The organism is Geodermatophilus obscurus DSM 43160 (assembly GCF_000025345.1).
Lineage (GTDB): Bacteria > Actinomycetota > Actinomycetes > Mycobacteriales > Geodermatophilaceae > Geodermatophilus > Geodermatophilus obscurus.
This window is the reverse complement of the sequence record NC_013757.1, coordinates 3502731-3528536: the sequence shown is the minus strand read 5'-3', so window position 1 is coordinate 3528536 and position 25806 is coordinate 3502731. Positions and strand designations below refer to the sequence as shown.

The following is a 25806-nucleotide window of genomic DNA, read 5'->3' as shown; positions in this document are numbered from 1 at the left end:
GTCACCCCGCGATGAGGTCCTCGATCGTCGCGAGCAGGGTGCGCACCGGGACGCCGGTGCCGCCCTTGGGCGTGTAGCCCCAGGGTGCGCCGGTGTTGTAGCTCGGGCCGGCGATGTCGATGTGCGCCCACGGCACCCCGGCCGGCACGAACTCGGCGAGGAAGTGCGCCCCGACCAGCATGCCGCCCATCCGGTCGGCGTTGGCGTTGACGAAGTCGGCGATCGGCGAGTCCAGTCCGCGGCGCAGCTCAGCGGGCATCGGCATCGCCCACATCGCCTCGCCGCTGCGGGCGGAGGCGGCCACGACGGCGTCGCGCATGTCGTCGCTGCCCATGACCCCGGCGGTGCGCGAACCCAGGGCGACCAGTTGCGCGCCGGTGAGCGTGGAGGTCTCCAGGATGGCGTCGGGGGAGTCCTCGGCCGCTCGCGCGAGGGCGTCGGCCAGGATGACGCGGCCCTCGGCGTCGGTGTTGGTGATCTCCGCCTTCTTGCCGTTGCGGAAGGTCACCACGTCGGCAGGGCGGTAGGCGGTCCCGCTGGGCAGGTTCTCCGCGATCGGCACGGTGGCGGTGACCTCGACCGGCAGGCCCAGCTCGGCGACCAGGCAGACGGTGGCGATCACGGCGGCGGCGCCGGCCATGTCGCTCGTCATGTGGTGCATGTTGGCGGCCGGCTTGATCGACAGACCGCCGCTGTCGAAGGTGATGCCCTTGCCGACCAGCGCGACCTTCGTGCGGGCCTTCTTCCCCGAGTAGGTCAGCCGCAGCAGGCGCGGCCCGCGCGCGGAGCCGCCCCCGACGGCGAGGACCCCGCCGTAGCCTCCGGCAGCCAGGGCCGCCTCGTCGAGCACCTCGACCTTGAGCCCGGCCGCCTTCCCGGCGGCCGCGCCGCGGGCGGCCAGCTCGGCGGGGTACAGGTCGTTGGGCGGGGTGTTGACCAGGTCGCGCACCAGCGTGATCGCGTCGGCGACCGCGCGGGCGCGCTGCAGCGGCGCCTTGGCGTCCCCGGCGTCGGGGACGACGACGGTGAACTCGCGCGGCGGGGTGGGCCGTCCGTCGGTGTCGGACTTGTAGGCGGTGAACTCGTAGGCGCCGAGCAGGCTGCCCTCACCGACTGCGTGCAGCCGCTGCTCGTCGGGCGTCCCGCCGACCGCGGCCAGCAGGGTGACCACCGAGGCGCGGCCCGACAGCGCCCGGCTCGCCGCACCGGCGGCCCGGCGGACCGCCTCGGGGGCGTACCCGCCACCGGTTCGGGGCGCGCCGAGGCCGACGACGGCGATCACGGGGAACGGGCCCTGGCCCAGTGAGGCGACCCGGGTGACCTCGTCCTCGGCGCCGCGCGCGCCCAGGTTAGCGAGGGCGGTCAGCAGCCGACCACCCAGCAGCCGGTCGACTGCCTCCGCGCCAGGCGTGGGCAGCGGGCCGTCGGGACCCTTGCCGACGCCGACGACGACGGCGTCGGCGGAGAGCTTCTCGAGCGGGCGGTCGGTGGCGGAGATCGTGGGCGGCACCGCTCGATCCTAGAAGGACCCCCGTGCCCCCCACGCCTCGCAGGCTCAGCGCGGGCCCCTGCACGGGGGCCGTTGCCGCACGTCGCCGGATAGCGTGCCGGTGTGACCGCGCGGACCTCACCCCTGCACGACCGGCACGTCGCGGCGGGCGCCAAGCTCGCCGACTTCGGGGGCTGGTCCATGCCGATCGAGTACGCCGGCGGCGGGGTGCTGGCCGAGCACGAGGCGGTCCGCACCGGCGTGGGCCTGTTCGACGTCTCGCACCTGGGCACGGCCACGGTGCGCGGACCGGGCGCGGCGGCCTTCGTCGACAGTTGCCTGACCAACGACCTGTCGCGCATCGGGCCGGGCCAGGCGCAGTACACGATGTGCTGCCTGCCCGACGGCGACCCGCGGGCCGGGGGAGTGGTCGACGACCTGATCGTCTACCTCCACGGCCCGGACGACGTCCTGCTGGTGCCCAACGCGGCCAACGCCGCCGAGGTGGTGGCCCGGCTGGCCGGTGCCGCCCCGGCCGGGGTGACGGTCACCGACCGGCACACCGAGGTCGCCGTCCTGGCCGTCCAGGGGCCGCGGTCACCGCAGCTGCTGGCGTTCCTGGGGCTGCCCGGCGAGCTGCCCTACATGTCCTTCGTGACCGGCGTGGGCGGCGGCTCGGCCGAGGTCACCGTCTGCCGCAGCGGCTACACCGGCGAGCACGGCTACGAGCTGCTCGTGGCCGCCGACCGGGCCGGCGAGCTGTGGGACGTGCTGGTCGAGACCGGGCAGGACGAGGGGCTGCGGCTGTGCGGCCTGGGTGCTCGGGACACGCTGCGCACCGAGATGGGCTACCCGTTGCACGGCCACGAGCTCTCTCCCGAGATCACACCGGTCCAGGCCCGCGCCGGGTGGGCGGTGGGCTGGCGCAAGCCGGCGTTCTGGGGTCGCGAGGCGCTGCTGGCGGAGAGGGAGGCCGGACCCGCCCGCCTCCTGTGGGGGCTGCGGGCGCCCGGCCGCGGCATCCCGCGGCCGGGGATGGCCGTTCTCGACGCCGACGGCGCCCGCGTCGGCGAGGTCACCAGCGGCACCTTCTCGCCGTCCCTGCGCACCGGCATCGCCCTGGCCCTGCTCGACACCGCGTCCGGTGTGGCGGAGGGCAGCGAGCTGGCCGTGGACGTGCGCGGGAGGCCGCAGACCGTGCAGGTCGTGCTGCCGCCCTTCGTGCCCTCGCACGTGCGCTGAGGCCCCCTGCAGGGTCCCGCCGCGGGGCCCTTCCCCGGTGGGGCAGGGGTCCTCTCAGGCGCTGCGGTGTGACTCCTTGGTCGGCACCGGCGGGTCGGGCAGCTCGTCGGCCATCGTGGCGTCGCGCTGGCCCATCGGCTGGGGCGGACCCTGCGTGGTGTCCTCCGCCGTCTGGTGCTCGGCCTCGGAGTTGATCTCGGCGCCGAGCAGGATGAGGTAGCAGGTCAGGTACAGCCACAGCATCAGCACGATGACGCCGGCGATGGCCCCGTAGGTCTTGTCGTAGGACCCGAAATTGTCGACGTAGATGCTGAAGCCGAGGCTGACGACGGCCCAGATCACCGTGACCACGATGGCGCCGAGACTGACCCAGCGCAGCTGTGGGGCGTCCCGGTCGGGGGCGACCCGGTACAGCACCGCCAGCGACCCGGCGAAGATCCCGAGCAGCACGACCCACCGGACCACCTGCGCGAGGACTGTGGCGAACGGGCCCAGCGGGAGCGCGTCCAGGACGTTCGGGACCACCGCGACGAGCGTGAAGGTGATCAGCACGAAGACGATCGCGCCGAGCGTGAGCCCCAGGGAGATGGCCTTGCGCTTGACGAAGCCCCGCGTCTCCACCTCGTCGTAGGCGAGGTTCACCGCGGTCACCAGGTTGCCGACGCCGCCGGAGGCGCTCCACAGCGCGCCGAGCACGGAGGCGGCCAGCCCGAAGCTGAGCGCTCCGCCGCTGTTGGTGACGATGGCGTTGAGCTGGTCCCCGATCAGGTCGGCGGCGCTCTCCGGCAGCTGTGCCGAGAGGTCCTCGACCTGCCGCGCGACGGTCTCCGGGGAGGCGACCAACCCGTAGATGTTCATCATCGCGATCAGCGCCGGGAAGATTGCCAGGAAGCCGAAGAACGCCACGCCGCCGCCGATGATCGGCATGTTGTCGGCGTTGTTCTCCGCCCAGGCGCGCTGGACGATCTGCTTCCAGCCCCGCCAGGGGATCTCGGTCGGCTTGTCCGCGGTGACGCCGGGCAGCTGCTCCTCGTTCGGTGCGCCCGGCGGCGGCCGGTCGGCCTGCGGGTGCGGGCCGCGGGCCTCCGCCGCCTTGGCCGCCGCCCGCCGCGCCGCCTTCTCCTCGACCCGCTCGCGGATGCGGTCGACGGCGCTCTCACGGTTCCGGGTGCCGGCCACGTCAGTCGCCCGGCCAGCTGCCGGTCAGCTTGGTGAAGCCGCGCGCGCCGGCGCGGTCGATGGCCGCCTTGGTGGCGGCGAAGATCGCGCCCTGCAGGGCCGCGGCGAGCACGACCTCGCGCATCCGGTACTCGCTCTGCAGGGCGTCGGGCGCGTCGTCCTCGTTCGACACGCGCTTCCAGACCTGCTTGAAGACGGCGCCCGAGATCACACCGGCCAGGACGCCGCCGAGCAGGCCGATCGGTCGGTAGACGAGCTTGGCTCCCTTGCTGCTGGTCACTTCGTCCTCCTCACGGCCCGGCGGGCCTTCGCCGCCTTCTTCCCCGCCTGCTTCGTCCTCTTCCGTGCCGCCTTCGCCGTCGCGGCCCGGCGGGCGGCGGCCACCTTGGCTGCCCGCTTCGCCTCACGCTTCGCCGCGCGCTTGGCGACCCGGCGGTCCTTCGTCCGGCGGCGCCAGACGAGGAGGCCCAGCAGCGCGACCACGCCGGCCCCGGCGCCGATGACCGCCGGCGGGCTCTCCCGGTAGGTCTCGACCGCGGTGTCGCGCGCCCGGTAGGCCCTCTCGCGGGCGCGCTCTGGGACGTCGAGCCGGTGCGACAGCTCGTCGACGGTGCGGCTGAGCTGCTCGCGGGTGGCCTCGATGTCGGCCTTGATGGCGTCCGGGTCGTTCGGGGTGGTCTTGCCGGACGTCGTCCGGTCGGGACCCTGGCTGGCTGGCGTGCTCACCGGCGCGCACTCTCCTTCACGGTCGCGATGTCTGCCTTGGTGCTGGCGATGGCCTCGCTCGGCACCGGCGGGGTGCCCTTGTCGACGTCCTTCTTGCCGACCAGCGCGAGCACGCCGGCGACGGCGAGCAGCACGACGGCCACGATCAGCGCGGCCAGCCAGGCGGGCAACACGAGGGCGAGAGCGAGGACGGCGGTGGCGATGAGCACGGCCAGGCCGAAGAAGGCGAACAGGCCGGCGCCGCCGAACAGGCCGGCGCCGACGCCCAGCCGCTTGGCCTTCTGGGTGACCTCCGCCTGCGCGAGCCGGGCCTCGTCACGCACCAGTCGGCTGATCTGCTCGGTCAGCTGGCCGATGAGCTGGCCGGTCGAGGCGTCCTCGGGGGCGGGGGGCGGAGCGGTCGCGCGAGTGGCGCCCGCGGTGGGGTCGGTCATCGGTCCTCCGGGCCGGGGGAGTGTGTCGATGCACTCACATGCCCCCGATGATCGCCGGGGTAACCAGGCGCCGGTCACACTCCGGGCACGCCCGGCGGCCGGTCGCTCACTAACCTCAGCGTGCATGGGCTGGTACTGGCGGCTGGAGGACCCCTCGGGGGCGGAGCTCGACCCCGCCGCGGTCGGGGTGGAGGTGCCGCGGGCGGACAACCAGGGCGACGCGGAGTCCTGGCTGGGTGAGAACTGGCGGGACCTGCTCGAGCGCGGGGTCGCCACGGTGACGCTCTTCGACGGCGGGCAGGAGGTCTACGGACCGATGGGCCTGGCCGCCACCTGAGCCCGCCCGGACCGAGCCGGGCGGGCTCAGGAGCGACCCGTGTGGCCCCGTCCCGGGCCCCGCCCTGAGCGTGCGAAGGGAGGGGAGGACGGGGTCCTTCGTCAGCCGCGGGACGTCTTGGCGGGGTCGCGCTCGACGATGTCGCCGAGGACCTCGTCGATGCGGGCCAGGATGTCGGCGTCGAGGGTCACGCCCGCCGCCGCGGCGTTGTCCTGCACCTGCTCGGGGCGGGTCGCGCCGATGATCGCCGCCGCCACGTTCGGGTTCTGCAGCACCCACGCGATGGCCAGCTGTGCCATGGACAGGCCGAGGTCCCCGGCGATCGGCTTCAGGTCCTGCACCCGGGTGAGGACGTCGTCCCGCAGGAAGCGCCGCATCGACCCGCCGGCCTCCGCGTGCCCGCCCCGGCTGTCGGCCGGCGGCTGCTGGCCGGGCAGGTACTTCCCGGTGAGGACGCCCTGGGCCAGCGGGGACCAGACGATCTGCGACAACCCCTCCTTCTCGGAGGTGGGCACGACCTCGTCCTCGATGACCCGCCAGAGCATCGAGTACTGCGGCTGGTTACTGATCAGCTGGACGCCGAGGTCCCGGGCGAGCGCGGCACCGGCGGCGATCTCCTCGGCGTTCCACTCCGAGACGCCGACGTAGAGCACCTTGCCGGCCCGGACCAGGTCGGCGAAGGCGGTCATCGTCTCCTCCAGCGGCACCGTCGAGTCGTAGCGGTGCGCCTGGTAGAGGTCGACGTAGTCGGTCTGCAGCCGCCGCAGCGATGCGTGGCAGCTCTCGGTGATGTGCTTGCGGGACAGCCCGCGGTCGTTGTGGCCCGGGCCCGTCGGCCAGTAGACCTTGGTGAAGACCTCCAGTCCCTCCCGGCGCTGGCCTGCCAGGGCGCGGCCGAGGACGGACTCGGCCCGGGTGCCGGCGTAGACGTCGGCGGTGTCGAAGGTCGTGATGCCCGCGTCGAGGGCGGCGCGCACGCAGGCGTGCGCGGCGTCCTCCTCGACCTGGCCGCCGTGGGTCAGCCAGTTGCCGTAGGCGATCGCGGAGATGTCGAGGCCGGAGCGGCCCAGTCGTCGGGATTCCACGGCCGCCGACGCTAGTAGAAGGACCCTCCTGCCCCCCAACGCTCGCAGGCTCGCGGCGGGCCCCTGCAGGAGGGCCGGGCTAGACCTGGGCGCCCAGCGCCACCTCGGGCTTCGGGAAGCGCCAGCGACGGACCATGGTGGCCCGGCTGATGCCGTACCAGACCAGGCCCTTCATCCTGTGGTCCTGGTTCGGGAAGCGCTCGAGCACCGTCTTCTTGATCCGCCGGCCCAGGAAGATCGAGTCGGCGATGATCAGCAGGAAGAAGACCAGCCAGAGGGCGACGGTGTAGCTGCGCACCTGCTCGTTCGGCACGAAGTTGCCCAGCAGCACCAGCGCGGCGACGAACAGGAAGAAGCTGCCGGCGTTGCGGCGGGAGTCGACCACGTCCCGGACCAGCTTGCGGACCGGGCCGCGGTCGCGGGCGGGCAGGTGGTCCTGGTCGCCCCGCGCGGCGGCGCGGGCGGTGCCGCGGCCGGCCGCCTGCTGCTCCCGCATCCGCTTGTACGCCTCCTTGCGAGTGGTCGGCGGCGGCGGGGGAGGGCCGGGACGGCGCCCTTGGGCCTCGTGGCGCTTGGGCGTCGGCCGACCCTTGCCGCCCGCTTTCACCAGGTGGGTGGTCGAGTCGGCGTCGGGGGCGGCCTCGGTGCGGTCGCGGCGCCCGGGCAGGCGGAGCTTCACGGCTGCAAGTCTACGTGTGACCTCGGCCGATCCCGGTCCGTGCGGCCCCGGACGCCGTACAGTGGGAAGAGGCTCCGCTCCGGCGGTGTTGGCCTGCTGCAGGACGTGCCGCAGCAGGCACCCTCGAACGTGGGAGGACTTTCCAACATGACGGTGCAGGACACCACGGCCACCGGCGTCATCCTCAGCGACCCGGCTGCCGCGAAGGTCAAGACGCTGCTCGACCAGGAGGGCCGCGACGACCTCCGCCTGCGCATCGCCGTCCAGCCCGGCGGCTGCTCGGGCCTGCGCTACCAGCTCTTCTTCGACGAGCGGTTCCTTGACGGCGACCAGACCTACGACTTCGGTGGCGTCGAGGTCATCGTCGACCGGATGAGCGGCCCCTACCTCGGCGGCGCCGTGATCGACTTCGTGGACACGATCGAGAAGCAGGGTTTCACGATCGACAACCCGAACGCGACCGGCTCCTGCGCCTGCGGCGACAGCTTCAGCTGACGAGGGATCCCTCTCCCCCACCGTAGAAGGACCCCGTCCTCCTCACCCCTCGCGAGCTCGGGGCGAGCCTCGGGACGGGGCCTGCGGCGGGGCCTTGCAGAGGGGCCGCTGACACGACGAAGGCCCGGTTCCTCCTGCGGGAGGAACCGGGCCTTCGTCGTGCGCGGGCGCCTACAGCCGGACCGGGTAGACCGTCTCGGGGACCTCGGGCTTGATCCGCTGCTCGACGAAGACGCCGTGCCAGACCATGAACACCAGCAGCGTCCACAGCTTGCGGGAGAGGTCGACCGCAGAGCCGGCCCGCTGGTTGTCCCGGTGGGCGTCGAGCATCCAGAGGACCTGACGCCGGTCGAGCCACTCGTCGGTCTGGCTCTCCTCGATGGTGTTCCGCGCCCAGTCGTGCAGGTCCTCGGCCAGCCAGTGCCGGGTGGGGACGGGGAAGCCGAGCTTGCGCCGGTTGAGCACGTGCGGCGGCACGATCTGCTCAAGCGCGCGGCGCAGCGCGTACTTCGTCGTCTCCTTGGTGACCCGCTGACCGACCGGCAGCGTGCCGGCGACGGCGAACACCTCGGGGTCCAGGAAGGGCACCCGCAGCTCCAGCGAGTTGGCCATGGTCATCTTGTCGGCCTTGACCAGGATGTCGCCGCGCAGCCAGGTGAACAGGTCCACGTACTGCATGGCGGTCACGTCGTCGTAGCCCGCGGCCCGGGTCCGCTCGTAGAGCTCGCGGGTCACGGCGACGTGTGACAGGTCGGGGTCGTGGCGCTCGAGGAAGCCGAGCTCGTCGTCCCGGAAGATCCGGGCGTTGCCGTAGTACCGCTGCTCGAGCGGGATGGAGCCGCGGCGCAGCAGGTCCTTGCCGCGCATGCCGTCGGGCAGCCGCGCCGACAGCGCGCCCAGCGCGCGGCGGACGCCCCCGGGCAGCTTGTCGAACGCCGCCAGCGACAGCGGCTCACGGTAGATGTTGTAGCCGCCGAAGAGCTCGTCGGCGCCCTCGCCGGAGAGCACCACCTTCACGTGCTTGCGCGCCTCGCGGGCCACGAAGTACAGCGGCACGAGCGCGGGGTCGGCGACGGGGTCGTCGAGGTACCAGACGACCAGCGGGATCGACTCGGCGAACTCCTCGGGGGTGACCACCTTCGTCACGTGCTCGACGCCGATCGCGGCCGCCGACTCCGCGGCGACGTCGATCTCCGAGTAGCCCTCCCGCTCGAAGCCGACCGTGAAGGTCATCAGGTCGGGGTTGTAGCGCTTGGCCAGGGCCGCGATGGCGGTGGAGTCGATGCCGCCGGAGAGGAACGACCCGACGGTGACGTCGGCGCGCATGTGCACCCGCACCGAGTCGTCGAGGACCTCGGCGATCCGGTCGTAGAGGCCCTGCTGCTCGTCCGCGGCGACCGGCCGGACGGGGAAGGTCGGGTGGAAGTAGCGGCTGGTGTGCAGCTCGCCGTCCACCACGGTGAAGCTCGTGCCGCTCTCGATCCGCCGGATGCCGCGGTGCAGCGTCGCGGGCTCGGGCACGTACTGCAGCGTCAGGTAGTGCTGCAGCGAGGCGGAGTCCACGCCGCCCGCGGCGTCGCTACCGCCGAGCATCTCCAGCAGCGCCTTCTTCTCGGAGCTGAAGACCAGCGCGCCGTCGGCGAGGCGGGCGGTGAACAACGGCTTGATGCCGAAGGGATCACGGGCGCCGAACGCCGTCCCGGTCTGGGTGTCCCAGATGACGAAGGCGAACATGCCGCGCAGCCGCCGGACGACGTCCTGACCCCAGTGGTGGTAGCCGGCGACGATCGCCTCGGTGTCACCCTCGGTGGCGAACCGGGCGCCGAGGGCCGCGAGCTCCTGGCGCAGCTCCACGTAGTTGTAGATCTCGCCGTTGAAGACGATCCGGTACCGGCCGTCGGCGTAGGGCATCGGCTGGTGGCTGTGCTCGATGTCGATGAAGGCCAGCCGGTTGAAGCCGAAGGCGACCCGCGCGTCGTGCCAGACCTGGGTCTCGTCGGGGCCGCGGTGGCGCAGGCAGTGCAGTGCCTCGTGCACCTCCTTGACGCGGGTGTCGTCGACGCGTTCGGCGTCGGTGGACAGGTAGGCGAGCAGGCCGCACATGGGCGTGGTTCTCCGGGGGGTCGTCGTGTGCCGGCGGGGTGGCCGCGGCAGGGTCAGACGCGAGCGCCGGCGCGGGTCTTGCGCGTGGCGTTGCGCTCGGCCACGAAGGACAGGATCGGAACGGTGCCTGCCACCAGGGTGAGAAGCGTGCCGCGCAACGTCCAGGAGGCGCGCAGGGCGAGGTCGCAGGCGGTCAGGAAGAAGACGAAGTAGAGCCAGCCGTGCAGGGTGCCGAGGACGGTCACCGGCCCCTCGATGCCGCCGAGGTACTTGAGCGGGACGGCGACCAGGATCAGCGCGATGAGCAGGACCCCGACGATCCAGGCCATCACCCGGTATCGGGTCAGGGCCGCGGGGACGTCACGGCCAACCCGGCGGGCCAGTGCACGGGGCAGCCGGGAGGCCGTCGTCGGTTCAGCGGCCATGCTCGGTCCGCTGCTGCAGTGCCCGCTCGTTGAGCTCGGCGAGGTAGGCGTTGTAGGCCGCCAGCTCCGGGTCACCCGAGGTGTCGATGCGCGGCCGCTGGTAGAGGACGAGGTCGGCGCCCGGCTCGTCCTCGTCGGGGTCGCGACGGACCTCGTCGAGGCACATCTTCACGTAGAAGCCGAGGCCCATGAACCCGTACAGCGGCCACTGCAGCGCATAGCTCCAGTTCACCGCGCCGCCGCCGGCCTCGGCCTTGGACAGCTGCCAGTACCCCAGGAAGAAGGTGGCGACGAAGAGGGCGGCCACCACCAGGTGCAGGAGCACCCACTTGGGCGTCAGCAGCCGGGTGAACACGGCCCCGACTGTAACCGGCGGTGCGCCGGGGGAGGGTGCGCCGGTGAGGGGGCTCACCGTGCCGCCGTCGGGTCCCGGCCGCCGTCCGGCGCGGACCGCCCCGCCCTCGTCGGGCCGCCCGGCGACCCGACCCGCCGGAGCCGAGTCTCCGGTGGTCGGCCGCCGTGCGGGGTCGGCTAGTCTCGCCGCAGACTGTGGTCGGCACAGGCGCCGTTCGCCGGGCACCGGCTGACGGCCGGCCAGGACGACCGTCCGGCGTACCGGACGAGGACGAGGAGGCAGCGAGCAGTGGCTCGAGGCAGCAGGCTCGCGCGGGTCGCCGCGCTCGGTCTCCTGGGGGTGCTCGCCCTGACCGGGTGCACCCCGAACAACGAGTTCTGGCGCTGGGGCTGGCCCGACGGGATCACCGACGAGGCCTACGAGATGCGGACCCTCTGGATCTGGTCGGTCATCGCGGCCCTGATCGTCGGTTTCGCGGTGTGGGGGCTCATCGGCTGGTCGGTCGTCATGCACCGCAAGCGCGGTGACGAGCTGCCCAAGCAGACGGCGTACAACCTGCCGCTGGAGATCGTCTACACGATCATCCCGTTCCTCATCATCGCCGGGCTGTTCTTCTTCACTGTGGTGGTGCAGAACCGGGTGCAGGAGCGCAGTGCCGACCCGGACGTGACCATCGCGGTCAACGCCTTCAAGTGGAACTGGCAGTTCGTCTACCCGGAGACCACGGGGGCCGACGGCGAGCCGATCAACACGGTCGGCAACAGCGAGGAGATCCCGATCCTCGTGGTGCCCACCGACGAGACCGTCCGCTTCGAGTTGGCCTCGGCCGACGTCATCCACTCGTTCTGGGTGCCGGAGTTCCTCTTCAAGCTCGACGTCATCCCGGGCAACGAGAACGGCCGGGACAACGTCTTCGAGGTGACCGTCCGCGAGGAGGGTGCCTTCGTGGGCCGCTGCGCCGAGCTCTGCGGCACCTACCACGCCTACATGAACTTCGAGGTGCGGGCGGTCTCGGCGGCCGACTACGACGCCTACCTGGCCGCGCGCGAGTCGGGCTTGAGCACCTACGACGCGCTGGAGAGCATCGGTCAGCCGGGCGCGGCGACGAGCACCGCGCCGTTCGACCTGATCGACGACCTGCAGCGGGCCGACGGCTGACGTGTCCACCACCCGCGCACCGCAGACCACGCAGGAGGGACGGCCGTGAAGGTCGAAGCGCTCATCTTCAACGCCATCGGCGTCTTCTGCCTCGTCATGGCCGCCGTCTACGGCATCTGGTCCCGTGAGCCGATCGGCACCACGGCCCTCGTCCTCTCCGGCGGGCTGACGTTCCTCGTTGGCGGCTTCTTCTGGTTCGTCTCGCGGCGCATCGACGCCCGTCCGGAGGACCGCAAGGACGCCGACATCGCCGACGGCGCGGGCGAGCTGGGCTTCTTCAGCCCCGGCAGCTACTGGCCCTTCGGCATCGCGCTGTCGGCCGGCCTGATGGGCCTGGCGCTGGCGTTCTTCTACACCTGGCTGATCCTGCTCGCAGGTGCGGCAATCCTGATCACCGTCGGCGGGCTGCTCTTCGAGTACTACGTCGGGCAGAACGCGCAGGGCTGACCTCCCGCTCCTCCAGGGCCCCTCTCCGCTGCGGCGGGGAGGGGCCCTCGTCGTGTCCGGCACGGCCGCGGGTCGTCACGCCGGGCGCGCCGCCCGCCGGAGCCCGCTGAGGGCCCTGCAGCGTGCCGCGACGCGACCCCGCGCCTTCGGGGACGCACCGGACCCACCGACGCCTCAGCGGGCCGCAGGGCGGCTCAGGGTCGACCCCGTGGAGACCCACTCCCGCCGAGACCCACTCCCGCCGAGACCCACTCCCGCCGGGCACGTACGGAGGGGCGGAACAGGGGAGTGCGCACACCCGCTCGGGGACCCCGACCGCCGACGGCCACCGCGGCCACGAGGTCGGCGCCCGGGCGTTGGATCGCTGGCCGGCCCGGTGCTGGTCGCCCGGACGCCGTGATGTCGGTGGTGTGCGCGGCCGGCGCGGCGCGGAGCGGGTGCGTTGTCGACGGGCAGGGCGGCCCGTCCTCGACGGTGTCGGCGGCCCACGGTGCGGCCCGGCGCCACCGCGTCCCTGGCGAGCGCTCAGGGGCGGGGACGGCCACCCGGTCCGGTGGCGTCTCCACCGGACGGCGCCGACGGGGAAGGGGGGTCGGCCGGCGTCGGCCCGCCGGGCAGCGGAGCCCACAACGCAGCAGGGCCCCGACGGGAACTCCGTCGGGGCCCTGCTGCGTGGTGCGGGTGCTCAGTCGCGCGGCTCCTGCGGTCGGCCACCGTCGGAGGGGCGACCGGAGGTGGTGAGCTCCCGGGACTCCGCAGCCGCCAGGCCGTGCTCGTCGCGGCGCTGCTCGAGCTCGACCTGCGCCGGCTCCTCGATCGGCTTGAAGAAGCCACGGATGGCCCGGCGGGCGCCGCCCACCTGGTTCATCCGCTTGGGCACCGGAGCGCCGCCGTAGGCCAGCTGGCTGTGGCCGTGCTCGTCGACCGGGCCGAGGGGCTGGTGCACCTCGATGAACTCACCGTGCGGCAGCCGCCGGATGACGCCGGTCTCGAGACCGTGCTCCAGGACCTCACGGTCGTGCTTCTGCAGCCCGAGGCAGATCCGGTAGGTGAGCACGTAGGCGATCGGCGGCAGGATCAGCACGCCGATCCGTCCGGCCCAGGTCATCGCGTTGAGGCTGATGTCGAACCGCTCGGCGATGACGTCGTTGGCGCCCGAGAGCATGAGCACGATGTAGAAGGTCAGCGCCATGACGCCCAGCGAGGTCCGCACCGGGACGTCGCGGGGACGCTGGAGCAGGTGGTGCGAGGCCGTGTCGCGGGTCAGCTTGCGCTCGATCATGGGGTAGAGCGCGAGGACGGTGAAGATCAGACCTGCGATGACGACGGTCGGCCAGAACAGCGCCGGGATCGTGTAGTCGCCGGGCAGGTTGATGTCCCACGCCGGGAAGAGTCGCGTCGAGCCGTCGAGGAACATGATGTACCAGTCCGGCTGGGACGCGGCCGAGACCTGGGCCGGGTTGTACGGGCCCCACAGCCACACCGGGTTGATCTGCACCAGGCCGCCGAGCGCCGCGATGACGCCGAAGACGATGAAGAACAAGCCGCCCGCCTTGCCGGCGAAGGCCGGGAAGAGCCGGTTGCCGACCACGTTGTGCTCGGTCCGCCCCGGGCCGGGGAACTGGGTGTGCTTCTGCTTGACCAGGATCAGCAGGTGGACGGCGATCAGGCCCAACAGGACCGCCGGGATGATGAGCACGTGGGCGATGTAGAAGCGCCCGATGATGTACTCGCCGACGTAGTCGCCGTTGAACACCGCCCAGTGGGCCCAGGTGCCCACCACGGGGATGGACAGGATGATCGCCGACGCGATGCGCAGGCCCGTGCCGGAGAGCAGGTCGTCGGGCAGGGAGTAGCCGGTGAAGCCCTCGCCCAGGGCCAGCAGCAGCAGACCGACACCGATCAGCCAGTTCGTCTCCCGGGGACGCCGGAAGGCGCCGGTGAAGAAGATGCGCAGCAGGTGCACCACGATGGCGGCCACGAACAGCAGGGCCGCCCAGTGGTGGACCTGCCGCATGAACAGGCCGCCGCGGACGTCGAAGGACAGGTTCAGGGCGGAGTCGTACGCCGCCGACATCTCCAGCCCCCGCAGCGGCGCGTACGTGCCCTCGTAGACGACCTCGCGCAGCGAGGCGTCGTAGAAGAAGGTCAGGTACGTGCCGGACAGGAGCAGGATGACGAACGCGTAGAGCGCGATCTCACCGAGCAGGAACGACCAGTGGTCGGGGAAGACCTTGTTCAGGGTGCGGCGCAGCGGACCGGCGACGATCAGACGGTCGTCGACCTCCAGCGCCGCCTTGCCCAGTGCGGTGGTCGGGACACCCGGCGCTGTGGCGGTACGAGCCATCAGATGCGCTCCCGGTTCCAGTAGGTGGGGCCAACAGCTTCAATGTAGTCACTACGCGCTACGAAGAAGCCCTCGTCGTCGACAGTGATGGGCAGCTGCGGCAGCGGGCGGGTCGCCGGGCCGAAGACCGGCTTGGAACCCTGCGTCACGTCGAACTGCGACTGGTGGCACGGGCACAGGATGCGACTGGTCTCCTGCTCGTACAGCGAGACGGGGCAGCCGGCGTGGGTGCAGATCTTCGAGTAGGCGACGTAGTCGCCGTAGCCGAAGTCCTCCTGGCCGGTGCGGGGGCGGTCGACCGACAGCTGCTCCGGGCGCAGCCGGATGAGCATCGTCGCCGCGTCGGACTGCCGGTTGCCGCCCGGGACGGCCGGGAAGACCGTCTCCAGGGAGCCGGGCTGCTGGTCACCGGGGCGGATGGGGCTGCCGTCGTCGCGCACGAGGCGGACGCCCTCGGCCCAGCTGGTGGTCCCCAGCGGGTCGCCGGTGTTGGGGTTGCGGATCAGACCGCCGAGCGGCATGAGCAGCATCAGCCCGATCCCGCTGCCCATGAACACCAGCGAGCGGGTGATCAGCTTCCGGCGGGCCAGGCCGCTGTTGTGCAGGCCGCCGACGAGGGTGGCGCCGGTGGTGACCCGGTCGAAGTGGGAGCCGTCGTGCTTGTCCTGCACCGCGGTCTCGTGCGGCAGCAGCTTCTTGGTGTAGAGCACCAGCCCGACGCCCACCAGCGTCAGGGCCAGCCCCCCGAGCGCTCCGATCAGCGGGGTGAACAGGGCGCTCCAGCCGCTGTCGGTGATGTCCCACTGCCAGTCGGGGAGGAACCAGCCGGAGCCGACATAGATCACGAAGGCCGCGAACGCGGTCAGCCCGGCGAGGGCGAAGGTCAGGGCGACCTGGCGGACGGCCTGCTTCTCCACCGCGGAGCCCGGCTCGGGGCCCGGGTCGACGTGCAGGACCTGCACGCCGTCGTACCGGGCGCCCAGCAGGTCGAGCTCCTCGCGCGTCATGGTCGCGAGCTGCTCTGGGGTGTAGTCGTCGTCCGGACCGCCGTGCAGGGGGCCGGGGACGTCCGCGCCGCCGGTGGAGCCGGGGGCGCTCTCGCGCGTGCTCACGCTTCCTCCTCGCTCGCGCTCGTCGGGAGCGTGACCAGTGCTGCCGTGTTGCTGCGTGAGCTCGCGAGCTCGCTCACCGGTGCTACCTCCTCGCCGATGCGCGTGCTCAGCGCTCGTGGTGCGGTGGGGGAGACGGTGCGCGTGCTCACGCCTTGCTGCCCATCCAGAAGATGCCGAACATCAGCGCCGCGACGCCGACGACCCAGATGACGAGGCCCTCGGCAGAGGGGCCGAGACGCCCGGCGCCGAAGCCGCCCGGGTCGGCCTGGTCCTTGACCGTCTGGATGTAGTTGATGATGGAGCGCTTCTCCTCGGGGGTGAGCTGGTTGTCCCCGAAGACCGGCATGTTCTCCGGGCCGCTCAGCATCGCGGTGTAGACCTCGAGGTCGTTGGCGTCGTCGAGGTTGGGGGCCCGCTTGCCGGAGGAGAGGGCGCCGCCGGCACCGACGAAGTTGTGGCACGAGGCGCAGTTGAGCCGGAACAGCTCGCCGCCCTCGGCCAGGTCGCCGTCGCGCAGGTCGCCGGACGGGAGGGTCGGGCCGCCACCGTTGGCCTGGACGTAGGCCATCAGCTGGTCGATCTCCTCGTCGGAGAAGACCGCCGGCTTGTCCGGCGCCTGGGCCTCCTGGCGGACCAGCGGCATGCGGCCGGTGTGCACCTGGAAGTACACGGCGGCCTCGCCGACACCGATCAGGGAGGGCCCGCGGGTCGGCACGCCCTCGAGGTTCTCGCCGTGGCAGGTGATGCAGCTGCGCTCGTACAGCTCGCGGCCGGCGGCCTCGGCGGAGGACTCGGTGGCGGTGGTCTGCGCGGTCGCCTGGGCCGGCGCGAGGGCGGAGTACAGCGTGCCGGTGAGCACGAGCGCGGCCATCAGGCCGGCCACGTTGGCGATGCGGCGGCGCTGCCTGGAGCGCCGCCGGATGCGGGCCGCGGCGGCGGGGGAACCGACGGCGGGACGGCGGGACCAGCGACGGAGGCCCCGGGGCGTCCCCTCGCCGGTCAGGGCGTCGGAGTGCGGATCAGGAGTGGACACCGTTTCCCTAGCGGATCAGGTAGATCGTGGCGAAGAGCCCGACCCACACGACGTCGACGAAGTGCCAGTAGTAGGAGACCACGATCGCCGCGGTCGCCTGTGCCGGCGTGAAGCGGCCCATGGTGGACCGGATGAGCAGGTAGACGAAGGCCACCAGCCCGCCGATCACGTGCAGGGCGTGGAAGCCGGTCGTCAGGTAGAAGACCGAGCCGTAGGTCGAGCTGGAGATCGTCGTGGCGTGCTCGGTCACCAGCACCCGGTACTCGTTGGCCTGCGCCAGGACGAACACCAGGCCCATGACGAAGGTGATCGTGAACCAGCGCCGCAGGCCGTAGACGTTGCCCTGCTCGGCCGCGAACACGCCGAGCTGGCAGGTGACCGAGGAGGCCACCAGGATGATCGTGAAGACCAGCGCGTAGGGCAGGTTCAGTTCGGTCGGCTCCGGTGGCCACCCCTCGAGGGCCCGGGCGCGCGCCGTGAAGTACATGGCGAACAGACCGGCGAAGAACATCAGCTCGCTGGAGAGCCAGATGATCGTGCCGACGCTCACCAGGTTCGGTCGGGTCAGGGAGTGCACCCGGGAGGTGTCGAAGGTGCTGCTCGCCACGGGAGCCGTTGTCACGACGCCCATCATGGCATCGTTCCCGGTGAGGCCACGACCGCGGGTGGGACGGCGTGCCGACGCCGTGACCTCCTCGATACCGAGGCCCGGTGCTGCCTGGTCAGCGGGTCCGCTGCCACTACGCTCGGCGCCGTGAGTGACGCCGCCCCGGCCACCGTCCTGGTCTACAGCTCCCGGCCCGACGTGCGGGCCGCCGTGCGCACCGCGGTGGGCCGCCGTCCGGCCGCCGACGTGGGCCCCCTGACCTGGGTGGAGTGCGCCACGGGGGAGGACGTCGTCGACACCGTGGACGGCGGCGGCGTGGACCTCTGCATCCTCGACGGCGAGGCGCAGCCCACCGGCGGCCTGGCGCTGGCCCGCCAGCTCACCGTCGAGGTCGCCGACCGCCCGGCGCTGTGCGTGCTGATCGCCCGCCAGCCCGATCGGTGGCTGGCGCACTGGTCGCAGGCCGACGCCACCCTGCCCCTCCCGGTCGACCCGCTGACCGCCCCCGCCGTCGTCGCCGACCTGCTGCGCGACCGCGCGGGGCGGCGCCCGGTATCCCGGTGAGCGCCCGACCGACCTGGCCGGCTCTGCTCACCCGCCTGCTGGCGCGCGAGGACCTCACCGCCGCCGACACCGCCTGGGCCATGCGCGAGGTCATGGCCGGTGAGGCCACCCCCGCGCAGATCGCGGCCTTCGCCGTCGCGTTGCGCGCCAAGGGCGTGGCCGCGCAGGAGCTCAGCGGTCTGGCCACGGAGATGCTGGCGCAGGCGACGCCGGTCGAGCTGCCGCTGGCCTCGGTCGACGTCGTCGGCACCGGAGGCGACGGCGCGCACACGGTGAACATCTCGTCGATGGCCGCGGTGGTCACCGCCGCCACGGGCGTGCCGGTCGCCAAGCACGGCGGCCGCGCGGCGTCGTCGTACTCCGGTTCCGCGGACGTCCTCGAGGCGCTGGGCGTGGTCATCGACCTGCCCGCCCCCGCGGTCGCGCGCTGCGTCGAGGAGGCCGGCATCGGCTTCTTCTTCGCGCCGGTCTTCCACCCGGGCATGCGCCACGCCGCGGTGCCCCGGCGCGAGCTCGGCATCGCGACGGTCTTCAACTTCCTCGGGCCGCTGACCAACCCGGCCCGCCCGGCCGCGGCCGCCATCGGCGTCGCCGACCCGCGCATGGCCCCCGTGGTGGCCGAGGTGCTCGCCGAGCGCGGCACGCGGGCGGTGGTGTTCCGCGGGGACGACGGCCTGGACGAGCTGACCACCGCCACGACGTCGTCGGCGTGGCTGGTGCGCGAGGGCGAGGTCGTGCCCGACCGGGTGGACCCGGCGGCGCTGGGCGTCCCGGTGTCGGGGGTCGACGCGCTGCGCGGCGGCGACCCGGCCTTCAACGCCGACGTGTTCCGCCGGGTGGTCGACGGGGAGCGCGGGCCGGTGCGCGACGCGGTGCTGCTCAACGCGGCCGCCGCGCTGGCCGCCTTCGACGAGCGGTCCGTGCGGCTCCACGACGCCCTGGCGACGGGCATGGAGCGGGCGGCCGCGGCCGTGGACGACGGCCGGGCGGCGGCGCTGCTGGAGCGGTGGAGGACGGTCAGCCGGGCGCTGCGGCAGGGCGCCGCGCGCTGACGGCCCCCTTGCAGGGCCCCGCCGCGAGCGTGCGAGCGGTGGGGGCAAGGGGTCCCTCTTCAGTCGGCCGACTCGAAACCGATCGCGAAGGCCGCCTCCAGGTCGTGCCGGGAGTAGGCGCGGAAGGCGATGTGCGTCTCGGTCTCGAGGACGCCGGGCACCTTGTTGATCCGGCCGGCGATCACCTCGGCGACCTGGTCGAACTCGCGGACCCGCACGATCGCGATGAGGTCGACCTCGCCGGCGGTGGAGTAGACCTCGCTGACGCCGTCGAGGCCGGCGACGGCCTCGGCCACTTCGGGGATCGCGTCGGTGGCCGCGTCGATCATGACGATGGCGGTGATCACGCCGGGGATGCTAGAAGGACCCCGCTGCCCCCCACCACTCGCTCCGCTCGTGGCGGGTCCCTGCAGCGGGGCCGTTCCCGCATGTCACCGGCTCGGCGCGGGCTCCTGCAGGAGGGCCGTTCCAGCAGGTCACCGGCTCATGGCGGCCCCGCTGGAGACGCGCTCGGGGCGTGCCCGGGTGCCCAGCGAGCGGCCGTCGGCGAACGGGTCGCGCCCGGCGCGCCCGGCCTCGACCCGGTCCAGGAAGTCGGTGTAGCCGCCGGTGCCGGGCACCGGGCAGGCCAGCGTGCCGTCGACCTGGACCAGGCGGGTGCCGGGCTTCTCCATCCAGCGCAGCACCAGCTCGGTCTCGTCGACCGAGGCGGCCAGCTCGCCGTCGGGGCCCAGCGGCGTCTCCGCCGTCGCCAGCAGCCCCTCGAGGGTCGCCCGGACCGAGCTGCCGCGGGCCGCGCACCCGGCGGCCACGAGCCGGCCCCGGCGGACGATGGACAGCTGCCAGCCGCCCTCGCCGTCCGGGCGGGCCAGCACCAGCTCGGGCACCGCGGCCAGGGACTCCAGCCGCTGCCGCCGCCGCACCGCGCGCACGAGGGTGGCGGCGCGGTCGCGCAGGACGGCGGCGTCCTCGTAGCGCTCCTCGGCGGCCAGCCGCTCCACCCGCGCCAGCAGCGGCGCCAGCAGCGCGTGCGGGTCGGCGGCCACCGCGGTCCGCAGGACGGCGGCGATCCCGCCGTACTCCTCGACCGACTGGGCGCCGGTGCACGGTGCGCCGCAGCGGCCCATCCCGGCCAGTGCGCAGGCGGTGCCGAGCACCCGCACCGACAGCCGGCCGGTGCACTGGCGCAGCGGCAGCGACTCGTGGACGGCGGCCACCGCGGCGTCGGCCGCCCGCCGGTCGGGGAAGGGGCCGAGGAACACCCCGGCGCCCGGGCGCACCCGGCGCACCACCGACAGCCGGGGGAAGGGCTCCTCGGTCAGCCGCACCCACAGCGCGCGCTCGGGGAACCGGGAGCGCCGGTTGTAGCGCGGCTTGTGCTCGGCGATCAGCCGCAGCTCGCGGACGGCCGCCTCGAGGTCGTGCGCGCACGGGATCGCGTCGACCCGCTGGGAGAGCGCCACCATCTCGGTCATCCGGCTGCGCTGCTCACCGGCGGTGAAGTAGCTGCGCACCCGGCTGCGCAGGTCGGTCGACGTCCCGACGTAGAGCGGCTCGTCGCGGGGACCGCGGAACAGGTAGACGCCCGGGCCGTGCGGGACGGCGTCGGCCAGGTGCCGCTTGCGCAGCCGGTCGGGGTCGACCTGCCGGGTGAGCCCGGTCAGCTCCTCCAGGCTGGTGATGCCCAGCGGCCCGAGCCGCTCGAACAGGCCGTGCAGGACGTCGACGGTGGCACGGGCGTCGGCCAGCGCCCGATGACAGGGCTCGGTGCTGGTGCGGAAGTAGGGCGCGAGGGTGGCCAGCTTGCAGTTGGGCACCTCGTCGCGGCTGAGCAGCCGGCGGGCGAGGACGGCGGTGTCGACCGAGGCCGTGGCGGGCCAGGGGATGCCGTTCGCCGCGCAGGCGGCCTTGAGGAAACCGAGGTCGAACGGCGCGTTGTGGGCGACCAGCACCGCGCCGCGGGCGAACTCGAGGAAGTGCGGCAGGACAGCGCCGATGCGGGGGGCCGCGGCGACCATCGTCGAGGTGATCCCGGTCAGCACGCTGATGTAGGGCGGGATCTCGCAGCCGGGGTCGACCAGGGTCTGGAACTCGCCGAGCACCTCCCCGCCGCGCACCTTGACCGCGCCGATCTCGGTGATCGCGCTGTCCTTCGGGGACCCCCCGGTGGTCTCCAGGTCGACGACGACGAAGGTGACCTCCGCCAGCGGGGTGCCCAGCTCGTCGATGGTGGCCTGCTCGAAGCGCGGCAGCCCGGCCGCGGCCCGGGCGGCCGTCCCGGCGAGGCGGGCGGGGGAGAGCGGCACCGGCCGGGCGGGGGAAGGGCGCACGGGCCGGACGGTAGGTCGGGGCGCTGACAGTCCCGGGGACGCGCGCCGGGGAACGGGCTCACCTGACCCGTCCGGGGGGAGCGGTGCGCATCCCCTGGCGCGCCCGCCCGGCGCCCGACACCATCTCGTCGAGGACCGCTGCGGTCCCGACTCGCAGAGGTGGTCCGTGCACTCGCTCTCCCGGTGGCGCCCCGGCCGCCGCGCGGTGGCGTCCCTGTCCGTGGGCGTCGTCGCGCTCGCCGCCGTGCTGTCGTCGGCGACGCCCGCGGGAGCTGCCCCGGCCGGCGCGGCCGTCGCGGACGCCAGCCTCCTGGACAGCCCCGAGCTCGACGCGCTGCAGCGGCGCGCCGCCGAGGTTCAGGCCGACCTGCAGGAGCGGCAGTCCCGGGTCGTCGCGGCCCGGGAGGCCCTCGCCGCCGCCGAGGCGGCCGCGGCCCAGGCGGAGGCCGACATCGTCGCGGCGGACGCCGAGCTCGCTCGGGCCCGGGCCGAGGTGGCCCGGCACGCCTCGGCGGTCTACCGGGACGCGGGCGAGGTCACGCCGCTCTCGGTGCTGCTGTCCGGTGGTGGTCCGGGGGACGTCGTCGCCGCGGGGGGCCTGCTCGACGCGGCCGAGCGGCACGCGGCCGCGGTGGTCGCCGCCGCGGAGCGTCGACGGCAAGAGGCCGCGGCGCGGCGGGCGGAGGCGGAGAGGACGCGGGAGACCGCCCGTGCGCGGGCAGCGGAGCTCACCACCGGGACCGCCGAGCTGGAGGCCGCCGCGGCCGCGGCGAGCCGGGACCTGGAGGTCGCCGTCGCCGCCGTCGACCGGCAGCTGGGCCGGCAGCGGGAGGAGCAGCGGGCGGCCGGCCGGCAGGCGGCGACCGACTGGCACGGGTACCTCGACGAGCTGGCCGCGGCCGGTGTCACCCCGCCGCCGGCCGCGGCGCTGCGCGACCCGGTGGTCGGCCTGCCCGACGGGCTGGCGCCGGTGCCGGCGTCGGGCGGTGGGGTGCAGGCCGGGGTGGCCCAGCTGCCCGGCGCGGATCCACTGGTCGTCCCGGCCGCCGAGGCGGTCGCCGCGGTCAGCGCCGCCGTGGACGCTCTGGAGCTGCCCTACGCCCCCGGGGCGGCGGGCCCGGACGCGTGGTCCTGCGGCTCCCTGGTGCACGCCGTCTACGCCTCGGTGGGGATCGACCTCCCGGACGACCAGGCGGGGCTCTACGCGGGAACCACGCCGGTCGACCCCGCCGACGTCCTCCCTGGGGACCTGGTCTTCCTAGGCGCCGGCCGATCCGGTCCGGGCAACGTCGGCATCGCCCTGGACCGGCGGACCGTGCTGGCGGCCGACGCCCGCGCCGGTGCCGTCGTGGTCGGCCGCCCGGCGGCCGACCGGGTGCTGGGCGCTGGACGGCCCGGCCTCGGGCCACGCGCGGCCGTCCCCGCGACCGGGCCGTCCGGCGGAGCGCTGCCGGTCGAGTGCGGCGACGTGCGGTACCCGCCCGAGACGTCCGGAGGGCGGGCGTGGCGCGGGTTCCCGAACGGGCTGGTCCCGCCCGGCGCGATGTGTCCGCTGGGGGTCGCCGGCCACCTGCTGCGCTGCGACGCGGCGACGGCCTACCAGGCGATGAGCACTGCCTTCGCCGGCGCCTTCGGGACGCCGCTGTGCCTCACCGACTCCTACCGCACCTACGGCGAGCAGGTCCGCCTGTACGGCGAGAAGCCGGAGCTGGCCGCGGTGCCGGGCACCAGCGACCACGGATGGGGCCTGGCGGTCGACCTGTGCGGGGGCGTCGAGCAGTTCGGGACGGCGCAGTACGCCTGGATGGTCGCCAACGCCGGCCGCTTCGGCTTCCTCCACCCGCGCTGGGCCGACCCGGGCAACGGCCGTGAGGAACCCTGGCACTGGGAGTACGCCGGCGCCTGAGCCGGAACTGTCGGTGCCCGCTCCTAGCGTCCTGCCCGGATCGACCGGGGCCACGGACGGCCTCCCACGACGAGGGTCGGCCAGTGGAGGAGTGGACCGTGCACATCGACTGCGACACCTGCACCGCTCGTGGTACCGGCTGCGGCGACTGCGTCGTGACCGTCCTCCTGGGGGCGCCGCCGGGCTGGCGGGGGGCCGACCCGACGGTGGTCCCGATGACCGGCCGGCGGGACGGGGAGCTCAGCGCCGAGGACGTCGTCGTGCTGCCCCCGGGGGTGGTCGTGGAGTTCGACGAGGTCGAGCGCCGCGCCGTCCGGGTGCTGGCCGACGCCGGTCTGGTGCCACCGCTGCGTCACCAGCGCTCCGCCCGGCCGGCCCCGGCACGACGGGCCGCACCGCAGCGGCGGGCCGGCGGGCGGCGCACCGGGTGAGCGGGGCGGCGCAGCGGTCTGCGCCGTGCCGCCGTGCGCCGGACGGCGTGTCGCGGACCGGGGGGAACACCGCTCCACAGTCCTCGGCACCTCCGTTCATCACTTGTTCAACCCCCGTACGGTGAGCCGGTCCGGTCGGGTGGTCGTCACCTGCAGGCGGGTGACCTCGGCCGGTCACCGCCGAATCGCCCGACGCGCCGCACCGGCGCCGAGGGGGAACCGGGGACCCACCGCAGCACTGGGGTGAGTTCTCCTGCGCGCCGGTCCGCCGGGGTGCAGAGACAGGGCGCCTTCTTCCCAGCCCGAACCCGTCAGCCAACTCGGTAGGCGGTCGCTGAGGAAGAACGGAGAGCCGCCGCCCGTGGCGACCCCCCGCCCTGCCCGGGGGCATGCCGTCGATCAGCTCCACCCCCACCGCCCGGTCGCGGTCCGCCAGCCCGGCGCGGCCGGCGTTCTCGCCCGCGGGCTGGTCCTGGGAGCCACCGCCACCCTGGCCCTGACGCTCCTGCCGGGCACCGCCGCCGCGGACCCGGTCTTCCACTACAGCCCGGTCAGCCACGTGTCGATGTACATCGGCAACGGCCAGATGGTGCACGCCTCGACCTCCGGGCAACCGGTGGAGGTCGTGAGCGTGGACTCGATGGACGGCACCACCGCCACGCGCCGCATCGCCGGCTGAGCCGAGCCGTGGCCTCGCGGGCCCCTCCCCGGGGAGCCGGAGCGTGCCACGGGTCCCCGGGCAGGGGCCTCCTAGGATCGGGCACGTGAGCGGGGCGGGCGGGGAGAGCACCCGCCGCGCCGCGCTGCTGGTCGCGGCCGTGCTCGGCGCCGCGCTCGTCGTCGTCCTCGTGGTGGTCCCGCCGTGGACGCTGCTCGCCGAACCCCCGGGTGGGCCCGCCCCGGCCGACCCGTCGTCGGTCCTCCCGCCGGACGTGCTGCAGCGGGCCGAGTCCTTCGCCGCCGCGCTGCGCCCGGCCTCGCTGGTCTCGCTGGCCCTCGGCCTGGCGGTCTCCGCTGTCCTGGGCCTGACCCGGCTCGGGGCACGACTGGTGCGCGCCGTCGCCGCGCCCCTCGGCGGCAGGTGGACGGCCCAGGTGCTGCTCGGTACGGCGGCCGTGGTGGTCGTCGGCCGGCTGGCCACGCTGCCGGTGTCGGCGTACGCGGAGGTGGTCCGCCACCGGTACGGCCTGTCGACCCGCGGCTGGGGGCTGTGGCTGCGCGACGTCGCCGTCTCGACCGCCATCAGCGCCGTGGTCACCGCGCTGGCGCTGGGCAGCTTCCTGTGGCTCGTCCGGCGAGCGCCGCGCACCTGGTGGGCGTGGGCCGCGGCGGTGGCGGCCGGCTTCGTCGTCGTCGGGTCGTTCCTCCACCCGGTGGTCATCGAGCCGGCGTTCAACCGCTTCGAGCCGCTCCCGGCCGGTGAGCTGCGCACCCGGTTGCTCGACCTGGCGGAGGAGAACGGTACCCCGGTGCAGGACGTGCTGGTCTCCGACGCCTCCCGGCGGACGACGGCGCTGAACGCCTACGTCTCCGGGTTCGGCTCGACCCGGCGCGTCGTCCTCTACGACACGACCCTCGAGCGGCTGCCGGACGACGCCGTCGCCTCGATCGTGGCGCACGAGCTCGGCCACGTCGTCCACCGCGACGTCCTGACCGGCACCCTGGTCGGGGCGCTGGGCGCCGGGGCCGCCGTCGCGCTGTCGGGCTGGCTGCTGTCCTGGACGCCGCTGCTGCGCCGCGCGGGGGCGCAGTCGCCCGCCGACCCGGCCGTCGTCCCGCTGGTGCTGCTCCTGCTGTCGGTGGGCGGTCTGCTGAGCACGCCGGTGCAGAACCTGGTGTCGCGGCAGGTCGAGGCGCGCGCCGACCTGCGGGCGCTCGAGCTGACCGGGGACGCCGGGGCGTTCACCGACATGCAGCGGGAGCTGGCCGCCACCAACCTCAGCGACCCCGACCCGCCCGCCGCCTGGCAGTGGTTCTTCGGCTCGCACCCCACCGGCGCGCAGCGGATCGCCTTCGCCGAGGACTGGCAGCGCCTGGAGGACGCCGGGTGAGGACGCTGGTCGTCACCAACGACTTCCCGCCGCGCCAGGGCGGCATCCAGACCTTCGTCGCCGCCCTGCTCGCCCGCCGCCCGCCGGAGTCGCTGATCGTGCTCGCCTCCCGCTCGCCCGGCTGGGAGGCCCACGACGCCGCGCTGCCGTACGAGGTGGTGCGGCACCCGACGGGGATGCTGCTCCCCACCCCGGGCGTCGCCCGCGCAGCGGCCGACC

The 25806-nt window shown here is 73.9% G+C and carries 27 protein-coding genes and 1 riboswitch; of the genes, 11 read left to right on the top strand and 16 right to left on the bottom strand.

Annotated features, from left to right (window positions below):
- Window position 1: 1 nt before the first annotated feature.
- Complete coding sequence (locus tag GOBS_RS16455) at window positions 2-1510, bottom strand: leucyl aminopeptidase (protein ID WP_012949390.1); 1509 nt, start codon at window positions 1508-1510, stop codon at window positions 2-4.
- A gap of 102 nt (window positions 1511-1612) precedes the next feature.
- On the opposite strand from GOBS_RS16455, the gene gcvT reads away from it, so the two are divergent.
- A complete protein-coding gene (gene gcvT, locus GOBS_RS16450; protein ID WP_012949389.1) occupies window positions 1613-2731 on the top strand; it encodes a glycine cleavage system aminomethyltransferase GcvT in 1119 nt (372 codons plus the stop codon).
- 54 nt (window positions 2732-2785) lie between these two features.
- Here the strand turns inward: gcvT and GOBS_RS16445 are convergent, their stop codons facing one another.
- Genes GOBS_RS16445 through GOBS_RS16430 form a run of 4 tightly spaced genes read right to left on the bottom strand, consistent with a single transcriptional unit; the run spans window position 2786 to window position 5070 of the window.
- Window positions 2786-3910 carry a YihY/virulence factor BrkB family protein gene (locus tag GOBS_RS16445; RefSeq protein WP_012949388.1) on the bottom strand — a complete coding sequence of 375 codons (1125 nt, stop codon included), beginning with the start codon at window positions 3908-3910 and terminating at the stop codon, window positions 2786-2788.
- A gap of 1 nt (window position 3911) precedes the next feature.
- Window positions 3912-4190: a DUF4235 domain-containing protein gene (locus GOBS_RS16440; protein ID WP_012949387.1), complete on the bottom strand. Its 279-nt coding sequence runs from the start codon at window positions 4188-4190 to the stop codon at window positions 3912-3914.
- A complete protein-coding gene (locus GOBS_RS25575; RefSeq protein ID WP_012949386.1) occupies window positions 4187-4636 on the bottom strand; it encodes a DUF3618 domain-containing protein in 450 nt (149 codons plus the stop codon). Before GOBS_RS25575 ends, GOBS_RS16440 begins: the two co-directional genes overlap by 4 nt.
- Complete coding sequence (locus GOBS_RS16430; RefSeq protein ID WP_012949385.1) at window positions 4633-5070, bottom strand: phage holin family protein; 438 nt, start codon at window positions 5068-5070, stop codon at window positions 4633-4635. The genes GOBS_RS25575 and GOBS_RS16430 overlap by 4 nt, the downstream gene beginning before the upstream one ends.
- Before the next feature lie 124 nt (window positions 5071-5194).
- Here GOBS_RS16430 and GOBS_RS16425 point away from each other — a divergent pair, with 124 nt between their 5' ends.
- A complete protein-coding gene (locus tag GOBS_RS16425) occupies window positions 5195-5407 on the top strand; it encodes a hypothetical protein (RefSeq protein ID WP_012949384.1) in 213 nt (70 codons plus the stop codon).
- A gap of 101 nt (window positions 5408-5508) precedes the next feature.
- On the opposite strand, the gene GOBS_RS16420 is transcribed toward GOBS_RS16425, so the two are convergent.
- Together GOBS_RS16420 and GOBS_RS16415 are read right to left on the bottom strand one after the other, a co-directional pair.
- Window positions 5509-6492 carry an aldo/keto reductase family protein gene (locus GOBS_RS16420; protein ID WP_012949383.1) on the bottom strand — a complete coding sequence of 328 codons (984 nt, stop codon included), beginning with the start codon at window positions 6490-6492 and terminating at the stop codon, window positions 5509-5511.
- Between the two features lie 79 nt (window positions 6493-6571).
- Window positions 6572-7171 (bottom strand): DUF3043 domain-containing protein, encoded by a 600-nt coding sequence (locus GOBS_RS16415; protein ID WP_012949382.1) that lies wholly within the window; start codon window positions 7169-7171, stop codon window positions 6572-6574.
- A 147-nt stretch (window positions 7172-7318) separates the two neighbouring features.
- On the opposite strand from GOBS_RS16415, the gene GOBS_RS16410 reads away from it, so the two are divergent.
- Window positions 7319-7666 (top strand): HesB/IscA family protein, encoded by a 348-nt coding sequence (locus tag GOBS_RS16410; RefSeq protein ID WP_012949381.1) that lies wholly within the window; start codon window positions 7319-7321, stop codon window positions 7664-7666.
- A 171-nt stretch (window positions 7667-7837) separates the two neighbouring features.
- Here the strand turns inward: GOBS_RS16410 and asnB are convergent, their stop codons facing one another.
- From asnB to GOBS_RS16395, 3 genes are read right to left on the bottom strand one after another with little or no spacing between them, the layout of a single operon-like run.
- The gene (gene asnB / locus GOBS_RS16405; protein ID WP_012949380.1) at window positions 7838-9769 is read right to left on the bottom strand and encodes an asparagine synthase (glutamine-hydrolyzing); all 1932 of its coding nucleotides are present in this window, start codon (window positions 9767-9769) and stop codon (window positions 7838-7840) included.
- Window positions 9770-9822: 53 nt separating this feature from the next.
- Entirely contained in the window at window positions 9823-10194 is a 372-nt protein-coding gene (locus GOBS_RS16400; RefSeq protein ID WP_012949379.1) for a DUF3817 domain-containing protein, read from the bottom strand.
- Window positions 10184-10549 carry a metalloprotease gene (locus GOBS_RS16395; protein WP_041241533.1) on the bottom strand — a complete coding sequence of 122 codons (366 nt, stop codon included), beginning with the start codon at window positions 10547-10549 and terminating at the stop codon, window positions 10184-10186. Before GOBS_RS16395 ends, GOBS_RS16400 begins: the two co-directional genes overlap by 11 nt.
- A gap of 288 nt (window positions 10550-10837) precedes the next feature.
- On the opposite strand from GOBS_RS16395, the gene ctaC reads away from it, so the two are divergent.
- Window positions 10838-11707, top strand: coding sequence for an aa3-type cytochrome oxidase subunit II (gene ctaC, locus GOBS_RS16390; RefSeq protein WP_012949377.1), 870 nt, complete (start codon window positions 10838-10840; stop codon window positions 11705-11707).
- Window positions 11708-11752: 45 nt separating this feature from the next.
- On the top strand, window positions 11753-12154 hold the full coding sequence (locus GOBS_RS16385; RefSeq protein WP_012949376.1) for a cytochrome c oxidase subunit 4: 402 nt from the start codon (window positions 11753-11755) through the stop codon (window positions 12152-12154).
- Window positions 12155-12839: 685 nt separating this feature from the next.
- Here GOBS_RS16385 and qcrB read toward each other — a convergent pair.
- The 4 genes from qcrB to ctaE all read right to left on the bottom strand — a co-directional run bounded on the left by qcrB (window position 12840) and on the right by ctaE (window position 17277).
- Window positions 12840-14501, bottom strand: a complete 1662-nt coding sequence (gene qcrB / locus GOBS_RS16380) for a cytochrome bc1 complex cytochrome b subunit (RefSeq protein WP_012949375.1) — start codon at window positions 14499-14501, stop codon at window positions 12840-12842.
- Window positions 14501-15613 carry a cytochrome bc1 complex Rieske iron-sulfur subunit gene (qcrA, locus tag GOBS_RS16375; protein ID WP_012949374.1) on the bottom strand — a complete coding sequence of 371 codons (1113 nt, stop codon included), beginning with the start codon at window positions 15611-15613 and terminating at the stop codon, window positions 14501-14503. Before qcrA ends, qcrB begins: the two co-directional genes overlap by 1 nt.
- Before the next feature lie 145 nt (window positions 15614-15758).
- Window positions 15759-16646: a cytochrome bc1 complex diheme cytochrome c subunit gene (gene qcrC, locus GOBS_RS29370; RefSeq protein ID WP_012949373.1), complete on the bottom strand. Its 888-nt coding sequence runs from the start codon at window positions 16644-16646 to the stop codon at window positions 15759-15761.
- Window positions 16647-16653: 7 nt separating this feature from the next.
- A complete protein-coding gene (gene ctaE, locus GOBS_RS16365; RefSeq protein WP_208104305.1) occupies window positions 16654-17277 on the bottom strand; it encodes an aa3-type cytochrome oxidase subunit III in 624 nt (207 codons plus the stop codon).
- A 123-nt stretch (window positions 17278-17400) separates the two neighbouring features.
- On the opposite strand from ctaE, the gene GOBS_RS16360 reads away from it, so the two are divergent.
- Both GOBS_RS16360 and trpD read left to right on the top strand, forming a co-directional pair.
- On the top strand, window positions 17401-17817 hold the full coding sequence (locus GOBS_RS16360; RefSeq protein ID WP_012949371.1) for a hypothetical protein: 417 nt from the start codon (window positions 17401-17403) through the stop codon (window positions 17815-17817).
- Window positions 17814-18869, top strand: coding sequence for an anthranilate phosphoribosyltransferase (gene trpD, locus GOBS_RS16355; RefSeq protein WP_012949370.1), 1056 nt, complete (start codon window positions 17814-17816; stop codon window positions 18867-18869). The genes GOBS_RS16360 and trpD overlap by 4 nt, the downstream gene beginning before the upstream one ends.
- Window positions 18870-18928: 59 nt before the next feature.
- On the opposite strand, the gene GOBS_RS16350 is transcribed toward trpD, so the two are convergent.
- Both GOBS_RS16350 and GOBS_RS16345 read right to left on the bottom strand, forming a co-directional pair.
- Window positions 18929-19216, bottom strand: a complete 288-nt coding sequence (locus GOBS_RS16350) for an Lrp/AsnC family transcriptional regulator (protein WP_012949369.1) — start codon at window positions 19214-19216, stop codon at window positions 18929-18931.
- Window positions 19217-19345: 129 nt separating this feature from the next.
- Window positions 19346-21199, bottom strand: coding sequence for a DEDD exonuclease domain-containing protein (locus tag GOBS_RS16345; RefSeq protein ID WP_243697521.1), 1854 nt, complete (start codon window positions 21197-21199; stop codon window positions 19346-19348).
- Between the two features lie 166 nt (window positions 21200-21365).
- Here GOBS_RS16345 and GOBS_RS16340 point away from each other — a divergent pair, with 166 nt between their 5' ends.
- The 4 genes from GOBS_RS16340 to GOBS_RS16325 all read left to right on the top strand — a co-directional run bounded on the left by GOBS_RS16340 (window position 21366) and on the right by GOBS_RS16325 (window position 25587).
- Window positions 21366-23105, top strand: coding sequence for a D-alanyl-D-alanine carboxypeptidase family protein (locus GOBS_RS16340; protein ID WP_012949367.1), 1740 nt, complete (start codon window positions 21366-21368; stop codon window positions 23103-23105).
- Between the two features lie 98 nt (window positions 23106-23203).
- Window positions 23204-23536, top strand: a complete 333-nt coding sequence (locus GOBS_RS16335; protein ID WP_012949366.1) for a hypothetical protein — start codon at window positions 23204-23206, stop codon at window positions 23534-23536.
- Between the two features lie 196 nt (window positions 23537-23732).
- Window positions 23733-23881, top strand: a riboswitch (cyclic di-AMP (ydaO/yuaA leader).
- Window positions 23882-23897: 16 nt separating this feature from the next.
- Entirely contained in the window at window positions 23898-24215 is a 318-nt protein-coding gene (locus GOBS_RS29785; RefSeq protein ID WP_041241532.1) for an NlpC/P60 family protein, read from the top strand.
- Window positions 24216-24300: 85 nt separating this feature from the next.
- Window positions 24301-25587 carry a M48 family metallopeptidase gene (locus GOBS_RS16325; RefSeq protein ID WP_012949365.1) on the top strand — a complete coding sequence of 429 codons (1287 nt, stop codon included), beginning with the start codon at window positions 24301-24303 and terminating at the stop codon, window positions 25585-25587.
- The last annotated feature ends 219 nt before the right edge of the window (window positions 25588-25806 follow it).